This is a genomic window from Vreelandella sedimenti (genome assembly GCF_013416325.1).
In the GTDB taxonomy this organism is placed as follows: domain Bacteria; phylum Pseudomonadota; class Gammaproteobacteria; order Pseudomonadales; family Halomonadaceae; genus Vreelandella; species Vreelandella sedimenti.
Genome location: NZ_JACCGK010000012.1, coordinates 115199 through 136364 on the forward strand (window position 1 = coordinate 115199; position 21166 = coordinate 136364).

Consider the following 21166-nt stretch of genomic DNA (forward strand, 5'->3'; position numbering starts at 1 on the left):
ATCAACCGAGCAAAGCGAGCCCCACCACCCGATGACCGATCAATGGGTCGGCCGATGGATTGGCGTTGAAGGATTATTCCTGGAAATCAGTAAGGACGAACCTGCAGGCCCGGGCCATTATCTCCTTCACATGCGCTACGGCCTGGATGCCGATCAAATCGGCACTTTCGAAGGACAGGCCACCGCCGAAGGCATTCGCTTCAACCGCGGGGACGGCCCACAGCTGCTTCGGGCAGGCGACGGCGAAGCCACCGGCATGAAGTGGCTATTGGAAAAGGAAGACTGCCTGGTAGTCGCAACAGGTGAAGGCTATTGCCGCGATTGATCTGCCTGGCGATCTTTCAAAGGGCGGCGGGATGAAACCGTCTATTCGCCCGCCAGTTCTGAAAAGTGGCCCGCTTTATCCAGGGTGTATTCGCCAAAATCCCGCGCCAGGTAAAGCGAGCCCGAATAGGCGCGCTGGGCCTCGTCTCTGATGTCTTCAATGGAAGGCGACGTATGGGGGTTGAGCTGGTAACGGGGACTAAAGTGCGTCAGCACCAGATTGGGCAGCTGTACAGAATCGGCAAATGCGGCGATAAGCTTGGCGTAGCTATGCCCTACATCACCGGCCTTCTGGGCCATCTCTTCGGTGTAGGTGGCTTCATGCACCAGCACCTGTGCCCCCGTGCACGCATCAAACAACAAGTCAGGCTGGTCATTGTCCCCAGCGATCACCACTTTCCTCGGCTTGTGTTTGAAGATCAGGTAGTCATGGCTTTTTAACAGCTCACCCTCAAACTCAACATCAAATCCTTTCTTCAACTGCCCCCACAACGGCCCTCTCGGAATGCCCTTTTGCGCTAGCTTATCCACATCCAAGGCAGCATCGACCTTTGTCTCCGTAAACACATAAGCATAGGAAGGCGCCCGGTGTGAAAGCCTAAACGTGGTAACCGCGATGCTTTCAAACTCAACGCTTGGCAGCTCGTCCGAGTCGATAAACTCCAGGGCAAAGGGTAAACATAGCTGCGTGGCCTCACAGGTGGCCTCCAACCACGCCTTGATGCCTGCGGGTGCCACAATGGTAAGCGGCGCTTTTCGTCCGCCCATTCCCGCACTCGCCAGTATGCCCGGCAGCCCATAACAGTGGTCGCCGTGCACATGGGTAATCAGGATGGCTTTCAGTGAGTGGAACGACAACTTGGTATGCAAAACCTGATGCTGGGTGCCCTCACCACAATCGATCAGGTACCAGCCCTTTCCCTTGCTCTCTCGCACAGCGACGCCGGAGACGTTTCTGGTTTTGGTGGGTACGCCGGCGGAGGTGCCGAGGAAGAGTAAGTTCATAGTTTGATCATGATCTCGGTTATGCACTCGCTTTTACGATGATGACTAGACACACATTAATGCCGTTTTAGACCTACCTAGATTAGCCAAGCTTGGATGGCGCCAATATTCATCGGCAGCTTGAACCGTAGAGGCAAGGATGTGTTCCCCGACAAAGTCATGCCGCTGTTAAGGGTGGAGAGGGCCGCCTTAAATTTGAAGTCACTGATCTAACGCACCCTGAAACATTTCTCTATAGGCTGTCGGAGTCGTTGATAGTTGATGACGAAAGTGATGCCGTAAAGTCGCAGTCGACCCAAACCCAGAAGCCCTGGCTATCTGCTCGATAGTCATCGTGGAGCTTTCAAGAAGACATCGAGCCTTTTCCAGACGCTCTGTAAGAAGCCATTTCGCAGGAGTGGTGCCTGTCGCAGCCTCAAAACGCCGTAGAAAGGTTCGAGAACTCATTCCTACAATGCTAGCCATACTTGCTACAGTGTAATTGCCATCAATCTCCTCTCGTATATGGTCAAGAAGTGGTCCAATCCGAGAACTTTCATATAAAGAAGGTACTGCGCGCTCAATGAACTGAGCCTGTCCGCCATCTCGGTGCGGAGGGACCACCAAACGCCTAGCGACCATATTGGCTGCCTGCATACCATGATCACGACGTACTAAATGCAGGCAGAGATCAATACCCGCGGCACTACCAGCCGACGTCATTACATCACCTTCATCGATATAAAGAACATCTGGCTCGACTGCAATCTCAGGGTAACGCTGACTTAAAGTATCTGTGTAGCGCCAGTGCGTTGTGGCTCGCCGACCGTTGAGCAGTCCCGCTTCGGCCAAGACAAAGACTCCCGAGCATATCGATAGCACACGAGCACCATTAGCATGCGCCTTGCATATTGCCTTTATTAGAGTCGCTGGAACAGGCTCCGTAGCACCACGCCAGCCGGGGATAATGATAGTCCCAGCCTGCTCGATGGTTTCCACTCCGGCATCGACGACAACACGCATTCCACCTATTGCTCGCATCTCGCCTGGGTCAATACCGGCTATTTCAAATTGATACCAGTTTTCCCCCATCTCAGGCCGTGGCAAGCCGAATACTTCTACTGCCACACCAAGCTCAAACGTACATAGACCGTCGTAGGCGATGGCGACGACAAGAGGGTTGGCAAGCTTTCGTGCATGATCTGATTTTGGCATGATTTTGAGCATACATGGCAAAACTGCCACCTACCAGGCTCACCACAACTCTCATAGGCTATTGGTTAACCCAACCAATGGAGAAACCTATGAGCTTCGTCACCGACATCCCTGCCGCGCCTTCGGAAACAGCAATAGAGCACTTTCATCGGCGACTGTCTGTTGAAACAGACTGTGCAGACGTGGCAGTAGCACTCAAAAGCTCAAAGCAAGACTTCGTGCTTTTACATGTTGTAGGGGCACTCCAAGACTACGAGCACCGCCACATCCCAGGTGCCATCCACTTTCCGCACCGAAAGATAACAGCCGAAAGCATGATGGAATGGCCGAAAGACACGCTATTCGTCACCTACTGTGCAGGCCCGCATTGCAATGGTGCCGACCAAGCAGCACTCAAGCTGGCCCGGCTAGGTAGACCTGTGAAGATAATGATTGGTGGCATAACAGGGTGGGAAGATGAAGGTCTTCCCTTCGCATCTGGGAAAGAGTCAGGGTTTATCCGATGAGTCTCGTACCCAGTGTCCCTCAAGTTACAGTCCGACCATTTGAGCGTTGCGATGTCACTGATGTTCTGAGCTTGATGCGAGAACTTGCAGTATATGAGCGGTACATTGATCAATTCCGGGTAACAGAGTCCGACATTATCGAAAACGGCCTCAGTGCCTCTCCTCGCTTTGGGATATTCGTAGCCGAAATGGACGGCGATATCATTGGTATCGCCGTCCACTATGAAATTCCTTGGACTTACGATCTCAAGCCAGTACTGGTTCTTAAAGAGTTGTTTGTTTCAAAGCATGCACGCACCCTAGGCGCAGGGAGAGCACTCCTGACTAAAATAGAGAAACACGCCTTGGAAATTGATGCTTCGCGTATTGTGTGGACGGTTCTAAAAGATAACGTCGCAGCCAAACAGTTTTATGAGAAGGCCGGAGGACAGAAAGATGCTGCGTGGGAACTTTGGGAATTGGTACATTCAATAAAAGCAGAGTGATTCCGGAGACGTTTCTGGTTTTGGTGGGTACGCCAACGGATGTTCCGAGAAAGAGTAGATTCATCGTTTGTTCGTAATCTCTCTAGCGCTCAGGAGTAGCTTTCGTTAAGCGGCTTCAAAATCCAAAGGGCGAAGCGCATCCAAATTGACCGTACTGCGAGCCATCCACAGATCATATCTGTCCTGCATCACCAGCCAACTTTCAGAGGTGCGCCCGAGCACCCTGGATGGCCGCAGAGTCATTTCCGGGCTAATGCCACTAATCACTTTGAGCAACCGCGACAACGTAGAGGGTGAAACGCCCAGACTGGAAGCAAACTACCGGGAACTGATGCCGAAAGACTCAAGGTAAATCTCCCGAATGAATTCACCAAGATGCGTCGGAGCATGCATCGTCATTAGTTTAAAAACCTTAGCGAAGTGGAAGATTTGGCACCTGATGCATAGCTTGGTTATGTAGCTGAAAACAAGTGGACTTCATGCTCATCTATGTTATCGGGTACTGGCTGCCAGGCGCGCGCCCAAGGTGACGAACAAGGCGCCAAGACCGCGATCCATCCATAAGCCAACTCGCCGATTGTGTCTCAAGAAAACGCCTAGTTTTGACCCCAGCATCACTAAAGGTGGCTCTATGCAAGCCGCGACAACAATGATCAGACTTCCATGCAACAGCAACTGAGCACCGGGTGGGCCAGCTCCTTCCACAACGAACTGAGGCAGGAAAGCTAGGAAAAATACAGCCACTTTCGGGTTAAGGGCAGACACCAGCGCTCCTTGCCAATAGATTGAATGCATTCGTTGCTGGCTGACGCTCCCGCTGGGCTCGAAAGAGTCACCACGCGATAGGAGCATTTTGATACCCAGCCATATTAAATATGCGGCGCCGACCCACTTAACAATAGAAAATGCCAGGGCAGATGTGGCAAGGATTGCGGAAAGCCCCACCGCCGCCATCACGACATGCAACGCTGCCCCGGTCCAAATACCAAACATCGCAGCGAATCCATGCTGACGTCCATTACGCAATGTTTGCCCCAAAATGAAAGCAATATCTGGGCCTGGGGAAAGGTTTAGCAGGACCGCCGCACCAAGAAATGTCACCCAGTGAATTATTGTGTAATCAAACATTTTGACACTCCTATGTCCTTAACTAAGACCAGCTCTATCGTGCTACTGATTACATCGACTGGGTCGCTTAATGATCAAGTTTCTTTACGCTAGCACTTCCGTTTCTGGTGTCCAGTACCACCACGCCCTCTGATTCAGCATCCATCTGGGCAAGCAGCTCGCCACGACCACTCCAGGCGGCCGATTGCCCGACGCTGATAAAGTCGTCGCTAGGTCCAACACAGTTCGCCATGATCACAAGCATATTATGTTTGCTTGCGACCGCTGGATAATGCGTCATTGCCTTGGCGATACCGTCCACCGGTTTGGCAACACTGGCTAAATACATATCCGCAGACAAGGTTGCTGCGCTATCAGCATGATTCATTTGAAGTGACTCGTAGCAGATAGCAGGCACAAGCCTAGAGCCCTCTCTTTCCAATACAAGCTGCTTACCGCCCGCCACAAAATAAGGAAGCTCATCGGCGTGCAGCTTTTGTTTCGCGTATAGGCGGCGAGAATCACCAGGCGAGAGCCACACCATGCCGATACACACACCAGAGCCCATGGAGATTGGCATGCCAACGCCGATCAGCATGTTAGTTTTGTCGCTGTGTTTCTGAAACACATCAAGCCGCTGGTCCGCTATATCCAGGGAAAGAGAATCCGCGAGCCGGGGCTCGAACCCCGTGAGCGACAACTCAGGGAAAAATACCACATCGGCCTGCTGCGAAACGGCAAGCTCGATGAGCTCAAGATGCTTAGCAACGTTGGCTGCCAAATCACCGGCTACGGGTCGCAACTGAGCGGCACACACCTTCATAAAAGGACCCCTGACCAATTGCTACCGTTCATCCTACGTCTCAGGTGCTTCTCATGAGCCTGCCTTACGTGAAGTATAACCCGTTGCACTCATGAACAATAAGTCATCTGTAGATTCTGACTCGATAACAAAGAAGCCAAGGCTTGAATATAAAGAACGCGCCGCATGGTTGTCTCGATAGACGCGCAGCGTCACCGTCGACGCGCCAGTTGATTGCCTAGCCTTTGTTATCAGCTTTTCGCAAGCAGGCGGCCTGCGCCCTTCTCTCTTGCCTCAGGCGAAATAATAATCCTGCCGATATGAACAGCACCCTGCTTTCCTGGCCAGAACTGGCCAAAACCAACGCAGTTGTTATCGATATCTGATAAACAATAGTTAGAGCATCCCTCTATGGCGAGTAGCTCAGGCAAGTTTTCTGCAATAAAGGGAAATGGCAGGGATGGACCAGCCCAGCGAGAACAGGCCTTCTCATCACTGATCCAAGTCGCAATAGCATCATAATCGGTTTTTCCGGGTGTTCGCAGAGTTGTTTTCATATGTCTAACGCTGTTCAATATGCGCGGCTGTGAAATGGAGGCGAAGCCACAATGGAGTATACGTCGCCGTGACTGACCTTGTTATGCTTTGAAACCAGGTGGAATGTCCCAAAGTTGCACCTCGATATAAAGTTCAAAGTCAGTTTCCCAATATCGCTCATAAGGAACCACATGATCGTTGCCAGGAACACCAAACCGCTCCACTAGTTCGCTCAGCTCGCTAAGCAAAAACACTTGATTGAAGTAAGGCTTATCGCCTCGGGATAACGCAACAAAGCTATCCGGATAGGTCAAGGACGTTGTTCCAGGATCAAGCTCCAATAGAGGTATTTTCAGCTCACTTTGGTCAGCGTTCAAATCACGAAACCAAGGAGATTCTCCAAGTACGAGATAATAGGGATGACGACGGCGCGGCTTACCACCTCGCGCAACGAAAAGTTCACGCAGCCGTGCTTCAACCTTGCTGCGAACTTCAATGTATTTCCTGCCATAGCGCCGTCGATAGCCGGGGTCACGCTGATGACGCGTCAGAAGATCTAAGAAGATTGGATCTTCTGAGCCCGCTGGAAGCTCGGAGAGACTCCGAAATGGGCCAATCTCAGGTAAATAGTAGTGAGTAGCAAATTCTGGGAGTCTCATCTCTATATCACACCTGACAGTGATTCTGCGCGCCACTGCAAAACTTCAATCAATGCGCCTCGCGTTTATTGAAGTTTTACAGCCAATAACAAGCGGGTTCTCTTGAGGGTTTTATTAAGGTTTGTAGCGTGACAAAGCAATGCCGCAAGCGATCAGGCCTGAAGAAACAAACCGCCATACGCCGAAGCCCTCTTTCAGAATGATGGTAGAAATCAGCGCCGCGAAAAGTACGCTGGTTTCTCGTAGAGCCGAGACCATGCCGAGTGGGGCGTAGGCCATAGCCCAGATAACGATCCAATACGCACCAACCTGCATTCCCCCACCGACAACAGCGGGAGCCAAATTGCTAGATATAACTCTTTTTATCTCTTTGGCTTTCCAAGTCATGGCAATAGCAAACGTCAGCAAGCCGTTGCCGAGGGTCAATAAAACCGCAAAGCCGAGCACTGAGCCAGCTTGTCGTGCGCCGAGGCCACCCACCAAAGTGTAAGAAGCAATAAAGGCCCCCGTGCCGAGAGCCAGGATGATGGCGCGGGGGTTCCTGGTAATACCGGTGCCTGTATCTAACGCTAACGACATCACACCAACCCCGAGAAACAGCACACCAAGTAACGGGAGAAACCCCAACATTTCGTCAGCGAATGCAGCTGCACCAAGGGTAACAAGTAAGGGCGCCGATCCACGAGCGATGGGATAGACCTGACCGAAATCGCCATAGTGGTAAGCCATAGGCAAACAAAAGTGATATGCCGTATGAATCAAGATTGCGAAGCCAAGAAGCGGCCAACTGGCAGGGTCGGGGATCACCACGAAAGGCAAGGCAAGAGCAGAAACCAGGCTGCCCAATAGGTGATTACCGCCATGACGGCAATCCTGTCGCCACTCACTTTAACTATCGCATTCCAGGCAGCGTGTTGTCGATCTTGCCATGGTTCACCTCATCGTAGCGTATTATATTCTTGAGGAGTCCATAGTTACTGGACAAGATCATTACCACTCGAAACTCGTATGCCATACCCAAATTTCCATTAACTATTACCAATTTTCCTTGTCGCGGATATCATTTAACTCTGATATATTGAAGCAACCTATTGAAAGAACATAACAGCCTAACCTTTCACCCTGCAGCTTTTATTTCCTTGATTTTCAAACACCTAACTACTGTCTCATTTTTAAACTTTGTTCTTTCATTCAACAAAGCCAATCTTTCAAGCAGCGGAGAATCATCACTATAAATCAATTGACTTATATTAAATTCCAGAAGTCCAATAGTCGTATGAAACTCGGACAAAGCCTCGGCAATATCCACAGCGTCTTCAAACTCCTGGTTGTTCTCAATAGAATTTAGCAGTTCTAGCACTTTACAAAAACACAGCTCTACATTTGAAACTATCGATTTAACAAGATCAATATACTCTTTTGAATGTCTTTTGTTAGCATTTTTCGAAGAATAAAAACCAAAAATAACGTCTCTCATCGCACCGTTCGGAAAATCTATATACTTTGATTCATCAGTATAAACATTAACCTTAACCTCACTAGACTTAGATTTGCATAAGATGCTATCAAACTGCCTGCTTACTGGCTCATCTAACTTTGAGTTATAAATATCAATGAGCTTTATCAGTTGCTCTCTACGATTATGAGCCTTCAGCACATCCAGTTGGTCTTGATGATTCTCATTACTCTTTCTAATACTAAGGTATATAAAAATAATAGAAACTAAACTAAAAAGAGGAGAAAGAACACCACCTACAAATGAACCGAAAGCTCCCTAGCCTGAATTATTCAAACTAACACTACCACCATTATATACTCCTAAAACCAACCACCAAATCAATAATGGGATAAAGTATACAATAACGACTATGACCGTAAGCTTTTTCATACCACCTTATATAAATGTAACAGAGATTCTTTTTCTATCTAAACTAACCCTACTCCATTGTATACTATGCAGGAAAAAAATTTGGCGTCATTACCACACTTCATTTGCTTACCCGAGTTTCCTTACCAATCACTACCCCACACACCCCATCTCCCCACCAAACCACTGCTGCTTGAGCCCCCGCTGCTTTTCCAACAACAGCGTTAGATAGTCACGCAATGGATGAGCGGCTGGCAGCGCGGCGAGATGTTTGCGAAGCCTACGTTGGTAGGAAAACTGTTCAGCAGGCACATGCAGCGGCGTGGCGTTTTGGGTGAGCCATTCGATGTTAGGCAGGAGCAAATGAGTAGCACCGCTGCCGAGCGCTAGCGTGACGCCTTTAACATCGAAGTCGCCCGCGTAAATATGTGGCCGATGGGTTTTGCGCCAGGCCTCAGCCAATAAGGCAAAACCGCCGCCGTAGTGGCTATCGCCGCGGTAAACGATTAGCGGGTTTGCGTAGCCGCTTAGCGCGGGTAATTCCGGCGAGAACTCGTAGAAGCTGTCCAGGTTTTCGACCTGAATTAGGGCACTAAAGGCGCTCAGTTTTAGCCCCAGCACATCTATATCGCGAATAGCGCGTGGTTCGCTGGCGAGCCCGGTTGTTGGCTGCGGCGGAAAGCTGACGAGTACCCGCCGCGCACGGGGGCTTTCGCGGGTTGCCTTGTCTTCTTCCACGCCCTCTTTCGCTTGGGCGCTGCTGCTCAGGCCGCTGAGCGAGCGGCCTAGCGGTGCTATGCGGGCGCTCTCTAGAACGTCGTTTATCTGCGCCAGCAAGGCGGCGTCAAAGCGCAGCGCTTTACTGTTGATTCGCGTGGCCAGGTCAATGTCGTGCTGATGGCACCAGGCCACTACGTCGTCTACCCACTGGCGGCGCGGCTTCTCCACCGTGGGCTGGCGGAGAAGTTCGCGGGCGACGCCGTTAAGGCCATTGCGTGCACGGCTGGGTAGGTTCATACGGCCAGTTGCAGTTCTACATCGTGGATCAGGCGCAGGTGATTGAATTGGCTGGCCTGGCTCTCCTGCTGTTTGAGTCGAAAGGCTTTCTGATCGCTGCGCGGCAGGCCCTGGTATTCGGAAATCACCTGGAAGAGCCAAATTTCATCTGGCCATTCCAGCGGGCTTTCGCGCAGGTACTCAAGGGCACTGACCGGCTCCGCCTGGGGCTGGTCGATCACGCTCATATAGAAGTGTTCCACATCCTGCTTGAGCGCCTGCTGGCGTGCGGCGGCGAGGCTGCTTTCTTGCGCTTGGGCCGGGGCCGCAGCTTCAACGGTTTGGGTGGTGTGGCGCGGCTGGGGTAGCTGGTGCAGCAGTTCGGCGAGCAAGCGGCTATCCAGGTTGCGATCCAGCGCCGGGGCGGCGGCAGCGCTGAGCGGTGCGGCTTGATTGACCAGCACGGGCACCTCGCTGCGCCTTGCGTAGTTGCCCGGCACAAAACCGGGGTGTTCGCGCATAAAGGCGGCCATGCCGCTAATCAGGCGGCTGCGCGCCTGCTGTTTACGAAAGCGTGCCATCAGTTCGATCAAGCGCCGCTGCACTTCGCGCAAACCGGTGTAGTGGTTACTTAACTGCTGTTGAAGCTGGCTGATCAACAGTTTGCGCAGGCTGCCGTCGCTGCCCACCAGCTCGATCAGCTCGTCGAAGTCAATCAGCGCCAGGCCGTCCAGCAGCCTCGCGATCTGCTTCTGGGCGCGGTCGTTCTCGCGGATCTTGTCGTTGAGCTGGCTGACGAAACCAAAATCGCTATTCAGCCGCTGCCATAGGCTGTCGATGGCATCGGCAAAGCGCCCGTTCAGGTCGTCGACCTCCTGGCGCAGGCGCATCAACTGCTGCTCCAGCCGCCAGTGCTCGCCACGGCTGCGCGCCTCCCGGTAGCTGTGTACCAGGGCGCGAATCAGTTCCAGGGTTTCCGCTACATCGGCATTCACATGGCGGCGGGTCTCGTCGGCGAGCATTTCGGCGATCAGTTCACGCACCTTGGGCGCCAGCTTTACGCCGCTCTGCTCGTCCGGTCGCCATAGAATGCGCGCCGCCAGCAGCTTGCGCAGCGCGCTGTCGCTGAGCGATTCCAGCGGCACTTCATCCCGGGTGTAGGCCTGCATCAGCACATCGGCGTGCTTGCCGAGCAGCGCCAGCCGTTCGCTGCCGGTTTTGAGCAGGCGGCTTTCCAGGGCGTGTTCTCCGTTAGACCCCATGCTCACAACAGGGCCTCCTGGGAACCAGAGCCTTCTTCGCTGCCCTCTTCGATGGGCAGGTTCTCTTCATCGCGAATAAAGCGCACCAGATCCACCAGGTAGTCGATCTTGCCGGTGACCACGAACACCTGCCGCTCTGAATGGGGCTGAAGCAGGTAGCCGTGCTCTTTGAGGCGCTTGAATACCTGCTTTACCTGGGCATCGAGCTGGTCGCTTTGCGAGCCAAAAAAGCTGTCGGTGGCCAGGCGCTCCAGGCGTTCGCGCAGGCTTTGGTTATCTTCGCACTTGGCGCTGAACTCGGCGGGTTTGAGCACGTCGCCGGGGGCGGCCAAGGTATCCCGGCCCAGCGCCTCTTGTACCAGTTGCAGCCACTCCAACAGCGGCAGCAGGCTATTGAGCGTATCGCCGAGCTGGCGGGAGAGCTGATCCCGAGCATTATCATTGAGCTGACGCCAGGCCAGAAAATAGACGCTGCCATCTTCGTTGCTGGCCAGGCGGCGGTTAAGCGGCCGCAGGTAGGTATCGATCTCTTCCCGGGTCTCTTCATTGGTGAGATGACGATAGCCGCTCTCATCGCTGATCGGGCAGACAAACTCCCCGGCCAGCAGGCGCTCTAGCAGTGGGCCATGTTCGATCATACCGTCACCTCCTGCTGACGTTCCTGGAGCCGTTCGGCCAGGCGGCTTAGCCGTGGCTCGATGCGTTTTAACACCCGCTTATTGGGGTTGGCGTCATCGCGATCAATCAGGTAGCGGTTGGCGAACAATAGCAACACATCGGACTCGGGGTTGGGAAACGCGCCGACGATATGAATGCGGTTGCTGTCGCAGGCGTCGAACAGTTTTTCGACGTTGTGATACGCCAGGGTGCCGATCTCATCAATAGGCCAGTGGATGGCGATTTCTGCATCGCCGCGCAGCAGGCGGGTAAAGGCGAGTAGGAACTTGCACAGAATCAGGTATGCCATGCCGTGGCTGGACGATTCCAATAGTTGGCGGTCGTTCTTGATCACCAGATCGGTGCCGCCTTCGTTCAGGTGCAACTCCAAGCGCAGCAGGCTTTCAAAGCTGTACTGCTGGTCGCTGCGCAGCAAATCGACCACGTCCGCCAGGGCGTTGAGGTAGTCGTCGCTGGGTAGCGTCTGGCCGGATTCGCGCCACTCTTTATAACGCTGGGCGAACAGTTTCAGCGGCTCCCAGAAGCCGAGTTCATCAATGGTGGACTGGATGCGTACTTCGGCCTTGGTGATGCCTTCCAGGCGCAGATCGTCGGCGACCTCTTCAGAGAGCCTACGGCTTTGGGCGCTGATACGCCGGTTCAGGTCGCGGAACACGGTGAAGAACTTATCCAGGTCGTCGCTCAGGTTGCGCCCTTCCTGAATCAACTGCTGCTGTTGATCTTCGAGCAGTTTGAGCATGTCGCGCAGTAGCGGCAGTTGTAGGCGCGGGTTGTCGCTTTGCAACTTGCTGCGCTCGCTCTCCAGCGCTTCGGCGAATCCGCTGCTGGCGTCCTTGATCAGTTGGCTTTCGACCTCCAGGCAGCCACGGCGTAGCTGCTCGATGAGCTGGTGGCGATTGCCCAATGCCTGGCGGGCGCGCTCGATGCGCTCGTCCACATCGCCCAGCGGCGTACCGGGCGCTTGGCCGTCGGGTTCGATGGCCAAGGTTTCCAGCTGCGTAAGTAGCGGCTTCAAGGCTTCAAGGCAGGCGTATTCGCTCTCCCGCTGGGTTTTCAGCGTGCTGACCGTGCTTTGGTGGGTTTTGCGCGCGGCCTGAAAATCGTTTTTCAGGTGTTCTTTATCGCGCTGCAGCTGCTGTTCGGCCTGCTCCAGCTCGGCCTCCTGAGCGACCAACTGCGGCTTGTGCTGGCCCCACTCGACGCGCATAAAGCGGGTGTATTCGGTGAGTTCATCCTGGCGGGCGGCAGTGACGCGGATGCGTTCATCCTGGCTTGCCAGCCGCTCCTTGGTATCTTTTAGCTTGGCGGGGTCAACACCCTGCTCGGCCAGCTCCTGGCTAAAGGCCTCTTCCAGTTCCGCGCGCTGACGCTTGTGTTCGGCATTGGCGTCGCTCAACTGCTGCTTATACTGGCGCAGTTGGGCATCCAGGCTATCCACCTGGCTCTGGCCGTCGGCCTTGAGCTCCAGCAGTTGGCTTTGATGGGTCTCGCTAAGGGCGGCGAGCGCCTGCTGTTTCTCTTCGCGCAGCTCCTTTTGCGTCTGCTCCTGGCTGGCTAACGCGGTTTGATGGGCAGTGCGCCGCTCCTGCTGGCGCTTGGTGTGGCGCTCCTGCTGCTGGCGGCGGGCTTCCAGTGCAAACTCGACTTCCTGCTCGGCGCGCTTGTGGGCCATACGGCCCTGATCCTGGGCTTCATCGGCCTGCTGCACTCGCTCGTTATGCTGCCTGAGCGCTTTCTCGGCGGCCTGGCTCTCTGACTGCACCCGGCGTTTATCGCTATCGGCTTCTTCGATGGCGGCCAGTAGGCTGGCTTCATCCTGGGCGTAATCCGGCAAGGCAATGGCGGAAAGATCCAGCGCCAGCCCGAACAGATCATCGCTCGCGCCTTCTGCCAATTGCGGGGCGAGGTCACGCCGCTCCAGCAGCTCCGGGGCAATTACTTTGCCTAGCTGCTGCTCCCAGCCGGGGCGATGGTAGCGCAGGAAGTGGCGCAGGCTGCCCTGCTCCGGGTCGCGCTGCTGATAGAGCGCAAAGCAGCGCTGCTCGGCGCGCTCAAGCTGCTGGCGAAGTTGCACCAGCTGCTGTTCGGCACTGTCGCGCTCGCGTTTGCGGCTTTCAAACTCGCGGCGCAGGCCATCCAGGGTGGCGGCCGAGGCGTTGCGCTCCTGCTGGGCCTGATCCAGGCGCGCCTGGGCAAGTTCCGCCTCGGAAGCCTCTTCGGCGGTCTGGGTCGAGAGTGAGAGCTGCGCTTTTAGCTCGGCTAGCTGCTCGACACCGAGTTCCAGCTGCGCCTGATACTCGCCCTCAAGGCGCTGGCGCTCCTGCTGATAGCGTTCATTGAGCTGCTGCTCGGACTCCCACTGCTGCTCCCGGCGCAGGGCTTTCTCTTCGACCAGGGCGTCGATCAGTTCCTGGGATTCACGGGTCTGGCGGGCCAGCGCCTCAGATAATTCGCGCAGCCGCCCATCCAGGCGAGCCTGGCTCTCTTTTACCGCGTCCTGCATCACGTTCAGGTGGGTGCGCAGCTGGTCGCGTTGCTCCCGCCACTGGTGCAACGCGTTGATGTCGCGCTCCAGGGCGGGCATGTCCGCCTCGGCGTATTGCTCGTACTGGGTTTGCAGGTCGTTGAGGCGGCGCTGGGTCTGCTGCAAATCGCTGACTACTTCGCTGTGGCGGTCGTTCAGCTTATCCCGCGCCTCACTATAGTCGCTCTCCCGCTGCTGGAATTCGCGCTGATGGCGGGCAAGCTCGGCATCCACATCGGCCATGCGGCGCTCTGTTTGCTGGCGGTCGTCTTCCAGCTGGGGCTTCAGTTGCCACAGCGTGGCATCCAGGTCGGCGAGTTCACGATCAATACCTGCGAGCCGGGCGAGGGAGGCCTGCAGCGGTTCCAGGCGCATGGATTGGCGCATCTGGGCAATCCACTCTCGCGCCTTGGTGTTGCGAATCCGGGTCACTGGGAGTTCAACGCCATCCTCTTCGAAAATCGCCGCCAGCATGGTTTTGAGGGTATCCATCTTGCCCTCTTTGGCATGCACCGCAGAAACCAGCTTTTCGATATGGCGGATGCGCCGCTCAGGTTTCACCAAGCTGAACTGGGACGCGATCTGGCGCAGCTTGAGGCCGTCGCGGCTGTTGCCGTGCAGCTGGGTAAAGTCGTTCTGGATCACCGAGCGGAATTCTGAGGTAGCGCCCAGCTTGGGCGACACCGGCGTGCCGCTTCGCCGAAGGCCGCTGGCCCACTGGGTGTAGTCCAGCGCCGCCACGCCCGCGTCGCTTTCCACCAGATAATCTTCCGGCTGGTAGGGCGCGCCGACAAAGCGGTACTCCACCCCGCCCTCGGCCTTGCGGGTCAGTACCGCCTGGCAGATATTGCCCGCTTCGCGGCGGTACTCGTACACCAGGTAGCTGTTGCGGTGGGGCAGGTAGAACGCGTCGAACTTCATGCGCGTCTTGGGCACGACCTTGTTGGGTAATTCGCCGTAAAACACCGGCACCAGGCGCTGTAGCGTGGTTTTACCGGAGGCGTTGGTGCCGCAAATATTGGTGTGACCGTCCACACTCAGTTCGACCACGCCTTCCAGGTGGCCGTGAATCATCACGATGCGTAGCAGGTGGGCCATGCCGTGTCCTTTCGATGACTATTTCAATGGCTATCCGGATCGTTTTGCTGATCGCTGAAAGCAGCCATTTTGCCAGACACCTTGATGGCTTGTCTTACTCATTACCTATTGGTTAGCAGCCCCTCAAAGAAACTCACCGCATTGGCCTCCAACCCCTCCAGGTAGTAGCCGCCTTCCTGCACCACCAGCGTGGGAGTATTCAGACCCGCTACCCTGCGGCCAAGCTCAGCAAACCCCGCTGTAGAAACGGCGACCTTGGCTTGAAACACTCAAAGAAGTGTATTTTTTGCCACCACAGCCATCGTGACAAGGATTTTCATGGTAACAACCATTCCACTGAGCTGAGCGTGAATTGTGATTACTTGATGACGCCACGCTCCCGGAGCGCATCGCAACGAGACTTGTCGATGCCCAACTGTTCGAGGACTTCATTGGTGTGCTGAGCGTAGAGCGGGGCCGGTCGACGAATCTGCGCAGGAGTCCGCGAAAGCTTACCGGGAAAACCTATTGTCTTCATCGTGCCGATGACTGGGTGCTCCATCTCTTGGATCATGCCACGCTCTAGATAGTGAGGATCCTCCATGGCCTGGGCAAAGTTATTAATCGGACCCGCCGGTACTCCAGCCTTATCGCAAGCCTCAAGCCATACATGCTTGTCACGCGTCACGAAGATCTCTTCTAGTATCGTTTCCAAAGCTTCAACGTTCTGACCGCGCTGATAATTGGTGGCAAAACGTGGTTCCTCGATCAGATCCGGTCGATAAACCACCTCATGGCACAGACGCTCCCAAGTGCGCTGATTGGCACAGCCCAGCATGATGTAACCATCTTTGACCTTGATTGCCTGATACGGAGCCGATACTCGATGACGCCAGCCAGTCGGCTCGGGGATAGTACCCTCGGCGAAGTACGCGGCCGCCTCCCAGGTAAACCAGGGTAGCCCACATTCGGCGATGGAGACATCAACCAACTGCCCTTCTCCGGTATTCATCTTGTGGATATAGGCTGCCAGAATCGAGTAGGTCGCGGTGATGCCGGCACCGATATCGTAGACGGCTATGCCGGTCTTCAATGGACGACGCCCCGGCTCCCCCGTCATGGACATCAGTCCCGACATACCTTGAGCCACGAGGTCGAAACCGCCCTTGTGGCTGTAGGGCCCAGTCTGACCATAACCGGAAATGGAGCAGTAGATGATGCCCGGATTGAATGCCTTGATGGTCTCGTAATCGACCTTGAGTGACTTGGCGACACCAGGACGATAGTTTTCGACAATGACGTCAGCGGTCTCGGCCAGACGATAGAACAGCTCGCGTCCCTCCTCCTCCTTCAGGTTCAACGAGATGCTCTTCTTGTTACGGTTGATCTGAGCGAAACAGGTGGACTCTTCATTAATATAAGGTCCCATTTGCCTACTATCATCACCGCCGTTTTTCTCGACCTTGATGACCTCAGCCCCCATGTCACCTAGCACCATGGTGCAGTAAGGGCCGGCCATGATCTGGGAAATATCCAGAACTTTCATGTTAGTCAAGGGAAGCATGCTTCAATACCTCTTAATTCAATAGGGGAGTTATCTACCGCGCCAAGTGTGCGACGTCTTATTGATAAACGCCTCGACAGCGCCATGAAAATCCTGACTCGTATAACAAAGTGCTATAAGGTCCTCATCCTGCCCATCTTCAGGAGAGTGATACTTCTGGAAGCGTCTAATGGCCTCCTTGGAAGCACGAATCGTCAAGGGGGCGAAGCTCTGAAGTTTTTCGATGACCCCTCTGACTTCGCTTTCAATGTCCTTATGGTCGATAACAGCAGTCACCAGACCTGCCTGCTTCGCCTCATCAGCCTTTATGATACTGGCCAGCATCAAGACCTCCTTGGCTCTTGCAGGCCCGGCCAGATCTACTAGCCGAGACACATTATTCATCGAGACGCAGTTACCAATCGTCTTGGCAATAGGAACGCCGAACTTGAGGTCTGGCGTGCAGTAGCGAAAATCGCAAGCCATGGCGATGGCCGCGCCACCCCCGATACAGTACCCCTCGATCAGAGCAATCGTGGGCTTTGAAAGCGACTCCAGGGTTGCCATTACCCTATCGATACGTCTCTCGTAATCCAGGGCATCCTGTGCCTGGGAAAAAGAACTGAACTGCTTAATATCAGTACCCGCCACAAAAGCTTCACCACCAGTCCCACGCAGTACCACGACATCGATATCGGGGTCTTCATTTAATTCGAGGCAGAGACGCTCGAGCGAGTCATACATGCCCCAGGTCATGGCATTACGAACCTGGGGGCGGTTGAAAGACAGCCAGGCAACGCGTCCTTCTCTTTCGTACAACAGCTCATCCGTCGAACTCATCACCCACACTCCTTATTTTTGTTTCTCTGTTACTTGATTGCTGGATGACAATTACTCAACTCAGAGACTTATCGTATCCACCTAAATATAATAATGAACTCATAATTCATTTTTTCAATATCGACTTTTGTCTAGAGTTACGTGAATACGTAAAGACAATTTCCTATATCCCAAAGAATTATGAATAAAAAAACACAGCCACCTTACGACGGGCGTTCAAGCACTCGACGGCGTGACAAAACATATCGAAGACACGTCTAGTAGTGGCCCGTGACGTGGTCATCATCGACGAAGAGGGAATAAACAAAGAGATGTGTAACTGACTTAAAGGGACATGATCGAAGAGACGAAAATGGAGCAGGCTTTGCCAGCACCTTCGCCATATATACAAAGCGGAAAATTTGCCCCTCCCTTGGTGAGGCCTTGTTGCCTCACCAAGGAAATACATCAAGCTGTAGCAATGAGACTGCGCCCAGGTGCTACTTTGCCAGCTGCCGCTTCTTTACCAATGCCCTGACCAGTTTTGCTATCAAAGGATATAAGAAAAACAGCAGGGTAATGGACAAAAGAGTTGTCGCAATCGGGCTGCCAAAGAAGATCGACGGATCACCACGCGAAATATCCAGTGCCTGTCGCAGGCTTGTTTCCAGCCTGGGCGTCAATACAAATGCCAATAACAGGGGCGCTACCGGATACTTGGCGACATTCATGAAAAAGGCGATCACGCCAGCCCCCAGCATAAACCACACATCGAACATACTATTGTTGACGCTATAGGAACCCACTACACAGACCACAGCAATGACCGGTATCATGAATGCTGGAGGAACGCGTAACAGCTTAACAAGGAAAGGGATAATGGCGAGTGCTGCGAGTACCGCCATGACATTACCCAGGTACATGGATGAAATCAGCCCCCAGACGAAATCAGGGCTATTTTGGAACAGCATCGGGCCTGGCTGCACTCCCCACATCATCAAACCGCCCAGCAGCACGGCGGCTGTCCCAGAGCCCGGAATACCCAAGGAAAGTAGGGGAGCGAAAGAGCCTGCGGCAGCCGCATTGTTTCCTGCTTCGGAAGCTGCAACCCCTTCGATTCTACCCGTTCCCATCTCAGCACCGTGCCGACCGACTTTCTTTTCAAGCACGTAAGCCAAGAAAGACCCGGTCGTGGCCCCTGCGCCTGGCAGGATACCCACCAGATTACCTAGCACGCCCGAGCGAAGGGAAGTGGGAATGATGCTGCGCAATTCACTACGGTCCAATAAGCTTTCGCGAAGAGATAGCTTTGTCATCAAACCGGCGGCATCTACTCTGTTGACCATCATTTCCAGAACCTGACTGAAGCCAAACATGCCGATGACCAATGGAATAAAGGAAATTCCATTCAGCAAATACATCGAATCAAAAGTAAATCTTGGCTGACCAAAAGCCAAACCAATACCTACCATCGAAAGCATGATGCCTATGAACGTGGAAACCAGGCCCTTCTTGGGACTATCTCCCAACAACCAGCCAATGGAGCACAGCGCAAGAATTACCAAGGCGGCGACTTCCGCCGGACCAAACAATAACCCGATTTTTGCCAACGCTGCTCCCATGAACGTCAGCATGACAATCCCAATGGTCCCACCAATAAAAGAGGAAATGTTAGCTGTAAATAGTGCCTTACCTGCCTGCCCCTTTTTCGAAAGCGGATAACCATCCAGGGCCGTTACGACAGCCGGTGCATCACCAGGTATATTGAGCATGATGGCACTGTAGGACCCCCCATACATGCAACCGTAATATACGGCACCCAGCATAATAATGCCGGTGATAGGGTCCATCTGAAACGTCAGTGGCAACAACAAGGCAACGCCAGTTACGGAGCCAAGGCCCGGAATCGCTCCGATCACGATACCTAAGCCTGCCCCGACAAGAGCAGCGAGTATGTTTGAGAAGGTCAGCGACGTCGCGAAACCCGACATCAGGGATTGAAGGATATCCATGTGAGACTTACCTTATTATTGTAACATTTCAAGGAACATGCCTTGAGGAAAGGGAACCTTCAGCCATAGGCCAAACAGTAAATACAGCGCCACCCCTGCGCCAATACCAGTAAAAATCGATTGCTTCCAGGACTTCTTCTCGACTAGAAGAATCCACAATAAGATAAAGAGTGACATGGAAAGAACCATGCCGAGCAAAGGAGTACACAGTATCGCCAAGGCCATTGCAGCCGCTGGCCATAGGCTTCTCCCTCCAATAGGTTTTGCACTAACGGGAGAGAAAAAGAATTCATAAATGCCAAGTGCAGCAGCACCGATACCTGCTACCGCTGCAAAAAAGCCGCCTCCAGGACCATTATTCACCCAGATGCCGTACTTGAAAATGCCAAATGCTGCCCAACAAAGTCCCATTATCACGATTCCGATGGTGACTAAAGCCGGCAGCCAGGAAAGGCTCTCTCTCTCAGAAGATTGCTCTACTTCCATACTCATTTCTCTCCCAACTTCCATGAAAGCCTAAAGTACCCAAGAGCTTTAACAGAATGCATGAACGTCATGGGTGGCCACAGGCAGCCAAAACCGCCTATAGCCACCAAAGACATTACTCGATGATACCGACCTCCTTGAACTTCTCCGCATAGCGGGCCTTCTCTTCACTATAGAACTCGGCGCTCTCCTCGGCTCCCATGAAGGTGCCGATCAGATTGTTCTTCTCGATATAATCAGACTTCCATTGCTCACTCTCGGACGCCTTCTTCAGAACGTCCTCCCAATAAGCTACCGCTTCATCCGACATATCAGGAGGGCCCGCATAGCCACGGAAAATCATTAGTTGGATATCAGGGTAACCAAGTTCAGCAAAGGTCGGAACATCATCGTAAGGTGCTTCGAGCCTCTCATCAGAAAGCGCTGCAAGACTGCGCACCTGACTCGGATCCATACGCGATCCAAGCTTATATACAGCAGCATCGATATGGCCACCCAGCAAGGCAGACGTCACTTCACCCGTGCCACCGAAGGGTACGTACTGGAAATCCGTGCCCAGGCTAGAATTGATCATGGCGAAAGCAAGATGATCCTCGCCTCCACGGCCAGCACCGCCAATTGCGATGCTATCAGAGTCTTCTTCTGCCTTTTTGATGAGGTCGTCGAGGCTTTCGACATCGCTATCGGCGGCAACGCCCAGAAGGAGCGTATCAAGCGCGAGCGTGCCGAGGGGGGTCAAGTCTTCCAGCTGAACATTGGCGTCATTGGTCACCATACTCATCATCTGCCCTCCATTGAAGGTCATGATGGTGTGGTTGTCGTCGCCCTTGTTATAGGTATAGCTATTACCGACAGCGCCCGAGCCGCCAGGCCGATTGTTGACCAGAATAGTTTCGTCGACAAGATCGCTCTGCCGAAACGTCTCCACCAACATGCGAGCATTGATGTCACTACCGCCACCAGCACTGTAGGGAACAACAAACTCCACGTTACGCTCGGGTTCCCAAGCGTTCGCACTACCGCTGATAAGAGTGATACCAACCGCACCTGACAGCGCGACCTTACTAAGCTGTTTCACTATGATCATGTTTTCACCCAAATTATTGTTGTGGCTTTTCCGTTATATTTCACGACTGAAGCAAACTTAATCGTCATACGCATCCATCATGTGGATGAGTTCAAAGTACGACAGCTTGCTCAAAGTCCGCCTCGGCTTGCAGAGAAAAACCTGCACCTCGCATACCTTATACTACCTAGGCTGTAGTGATTTTGAACTCATAATT

General features: G+C 53.7%; 22 protein-coding genes. 3 read left to right on the forward strand and 19 right to left on the reverse strand.

Annotated elements, in window-relative coordinates; translation table 11 throughout:
- Positions 1–31: 31 nt before the first annotated feature.
- Positions 32–325 carry a hypothetical protein gene (locus tag HZU72_RS14645; protein WP_235976127.1) on the forward strand — a complete coding sequence of 98 codons (294 nt, stop codon included), beginning with the start codon at positions 32–34 and terminating at the stop codon, positions 323–325.
- A gap of 41 nt (positions 326–366) precedes the next feature.
- Here HZU72_RS14645 and HZU72_RS14650 read toward each other — a convergent pair whose 3' ends face one another.
- Together HZU72_RS14650 and ftrA are read right to left on the reverse strand one after the other, a co-directional pair.
- Positions 367–1329, reverse strand: coding sequence for a ribonuclease Z (locus tag HZU72_RS14650; protein WP_180093343.1), 963 nt, complete (start codon positions 1327–1329; stop codon positions 367–369).
- Positions 1330–1530: 201 nt separating this feature from the next.
- Entirely contained in the window at positions 1531–2523 is a 993-nt protein-coding gene (gene ftrA, locus HZU72_RS14655; protein ID WP_180093345.1) for a transcriptional regulator FtrA, read from the reverse strand.
- Between the two features lie 89 nt (positions 2524–2612).
- On the opposite strand from ftrA, the gene HZU72_RS14660 reads away from it, so the two are divergent.
- Together HZU72_RS14660 and HZU72_RS14665 are read left to right on the forward strand one after the other, a co-directional pair.
- Complete coding sequence (locus tag HZU72_RS14660) at positions 2613–3029, forward strand: rhodanese-like domain-containing protein (protein ID WP_180093347.1); 417 nt, start codon at positions 2613–2615, stop codon at positions 3027–3029.
- Entirely contained in the window at positions 3026–3514 is a 489-nt protein-coding gene (locus HZU72_RS14665; RefSeq protein WP_180093349.1) for a GNAT family N-acetyltransferase, read from the forward strand. Before HZU72_RS14660 ends, HZU72_RS14665 begins: the two co-directional genes overlap by 4 nt.
- Before the next feature lie 105 nt (positions 3515–3619).
- On the opposite strand, the gene HZU72_RS23875 is transcribed toward HZU72_RS14665, so the two are convergent.
- The 17 genes from HZU72_RS23875 to HZU72_RS14750 all read right to left on the reverse strand — a co-directional run bounded on the left by HZU72_RS23875 (position 3620) and on the right by HZU72_RS14750 (position 20970).
- Positions 3620–3820, reverse strand: a complete 201-nt coding sequence (locus HZU72_RS23875) for a HigA family addiction module antitoxin (protein WP_268896413.1) — start codon at positions 3818–3820, stop codon at positions 3620–3622.
- A gap of 186 nt (positions 3821–4006) precedes the next feature.
- Positions 4007–4642, reverse strand: a complete 636-nt coding sequence (locus HZU72_RS14675) for a LysE family translocator (RefSeq protein ID WP_180093351.1) — start codon at positions 4640–4642, stop codon at positions 4007–4009.
- Between the two features lie 67 nt (positions 4643–4709).
- Complete coding sequence (locus HZU72_RS14680; RefSeq protein ID WP_180093353.1) at positions 4710–5444, reverse strand: carbon-nitrogen hydrolase family protein; 735 nt, start codon at positions 5442–5444, stop codon at positions 4710–4712.
- A 230-nt stretch (positions 5445–5674) separates the two neighbouring features.
- The gene (locus tag HZU72_RS14685; protein WP_180093355.1) at positions 5675–5980 is read right to left on the reverse strand and encodes a GNAT family N-acetyltransferase; all 306 of its coding nucleotides are present in this window, start codon (positions 5978–5980) and stop codon (positions 5675–5677) included.
- Positions 5981–6061: 81 nt separating this feature from the next.
- On the reverse strand, positions 6062–6619 hold the full coding sequence (locus HZU72_RS14690) for a hypothetical protein (protein WP_180093357.1): 558 nt from the start codon (positions 6617–6619) through the stop codon (positions 6062–6064).
- 114 nt (positions 6620–6733) lie between these two features.
- The gene (locus HZU72_RS14695) at positions 6734–7465 is read right to left on the reverse strand and encodes an EamA family transporter (RefSeq protein WP_208458105.1); all 732 of its coding nucleotides are present in this window, start codon (positions 7463–7465) and stop codon (positions 6734–6736) included.
- Between the two features lie 271 nt (positions 7466–7736).
- Positions 7737–8276 (reverse strand): hypothetical protein, encoded by a 540-nt coding sequence (locus tag HZU72_RS14700; protein WP_180093359.1) that lies wholly within the window; start codon positions 8274–8276, stop codon positions 7737–7739.
- Positions 8277–8639: 363 nt separating this feature from the next.
- Positions 8640–9503, reverse strand: a complete 864-nt coding sequence (locus HZU72_RS14705) for a DUF7281 domain-containing protein (RefSeq protein WP_180093361.1) — start codon at positions 9501–9503, stop codon at positions 8640–8642.
- Positions 9500–10744: a hypothetical protein gene (locus HZU72_RS14710; RefSeq protein ID WP_180093496.1), complete on the reverse strand. Its 1245-nt coding sequence runs from the start codon at positions 10742–10744 to the stop codon at positions 9500–9502. Before HZU72_RS14710 ends, HZU72_RS14705 begins: the two co-directional genes overlap by 4 nt.
- Before the next feature lie 2 nt (positions 10745–10746).
- Positions 10747–11382 (reverse strand): condensin complex protein MksE, encoded by a 636-nt coding sequence (locus tag HZU72_RS14715; RefSeq protein WP_022520046.1) that lies wholly within the window; start codon positions 11380–11382, stop codon positions 10747–10749.
- Entirely contained in the window at positions 11379–15044 is a 3666-nt protein-coding gene (locus tag HZU72_RS14720; protein WP_180093363.1) for an ATP-binding protein, read from the reverse strand. Before HZU72_RS14720 ends, HZU72_RS14715 begins: the two co-directional genes overlap by 4 nt.
- Positions 15045–15145: 101 nt before the next feature.
- The gene (locus HZU72_RS14725; protein ID WP_328737334.1) at positions 15146–15313 is read right to left on the reverse strand and encodes a hypothetical protein; all 168 of its coding nucleotides are present in this window, start codon (positions 15311–15313) and stop codon (positions 15146–15148) included.
- An 89-nt stretch (positions 15314–15402) separates the two neighbouring features.
- Entirely contained in the window at positions 15403–16587 is a 1185-nt protein-coding gene (locus tag HZU72_RS14730) for a CaiB/BaiF CoA transferase family protein (RefSeq protein ID WP_180093365.1), read from the reverse strand.
- A gap of 30 nt (positions 16588–16617) precedes the next feature.
- Positions 16618–17406: an enoyl-CoA hydratase/isomerase family protein gene (locus HZU72_RS14735; protein WP_180093367.1), complete on the reverse strand. Its 789-nt coding sequence runs from the start codon at positions 17404–17406 to the stop codon at positions 16618–16620.
- A gap of 479 nt (positions 17407–17885) precedes the next feature.
- Entirely contained in the window at positions 17886–19397 is a 1512-nt protein-coding gene (locus tag HZU72_RS14740; RefSeq protein WP_180093373.1) for a tripartite tricarboxylate transporter permease, read from the reverse strand.
- Between the two features lie 15 nt (positions 19398–19412).
- Complete coding sequence (locus HZU72_RS14745; RefSeq protein ID WP_235976129.1) at positions 19413–19889, reverse strand: tripartite tricarboxylate transporter TctB family protein; 477 nt, start codon at positions 19887–19889, stop codon at positions 19413–19415.
- A 109-nt stretch (positions 19890–19998) separates the two neighbouring features.
- Positions 19999–20970: a Bug family tripartite tricarboxylate transporter substrate binding protein gene (locus HZU72_RS14750; protein ID WP_180093375.1), complete on the reverse strand. Its 972-nt coding sequence runs from the start codon at positions 20968–20970 to the stop codon at positions 19999–20001.
- Positions 20971–21166 lie beyond the last annotated feature (196 nt).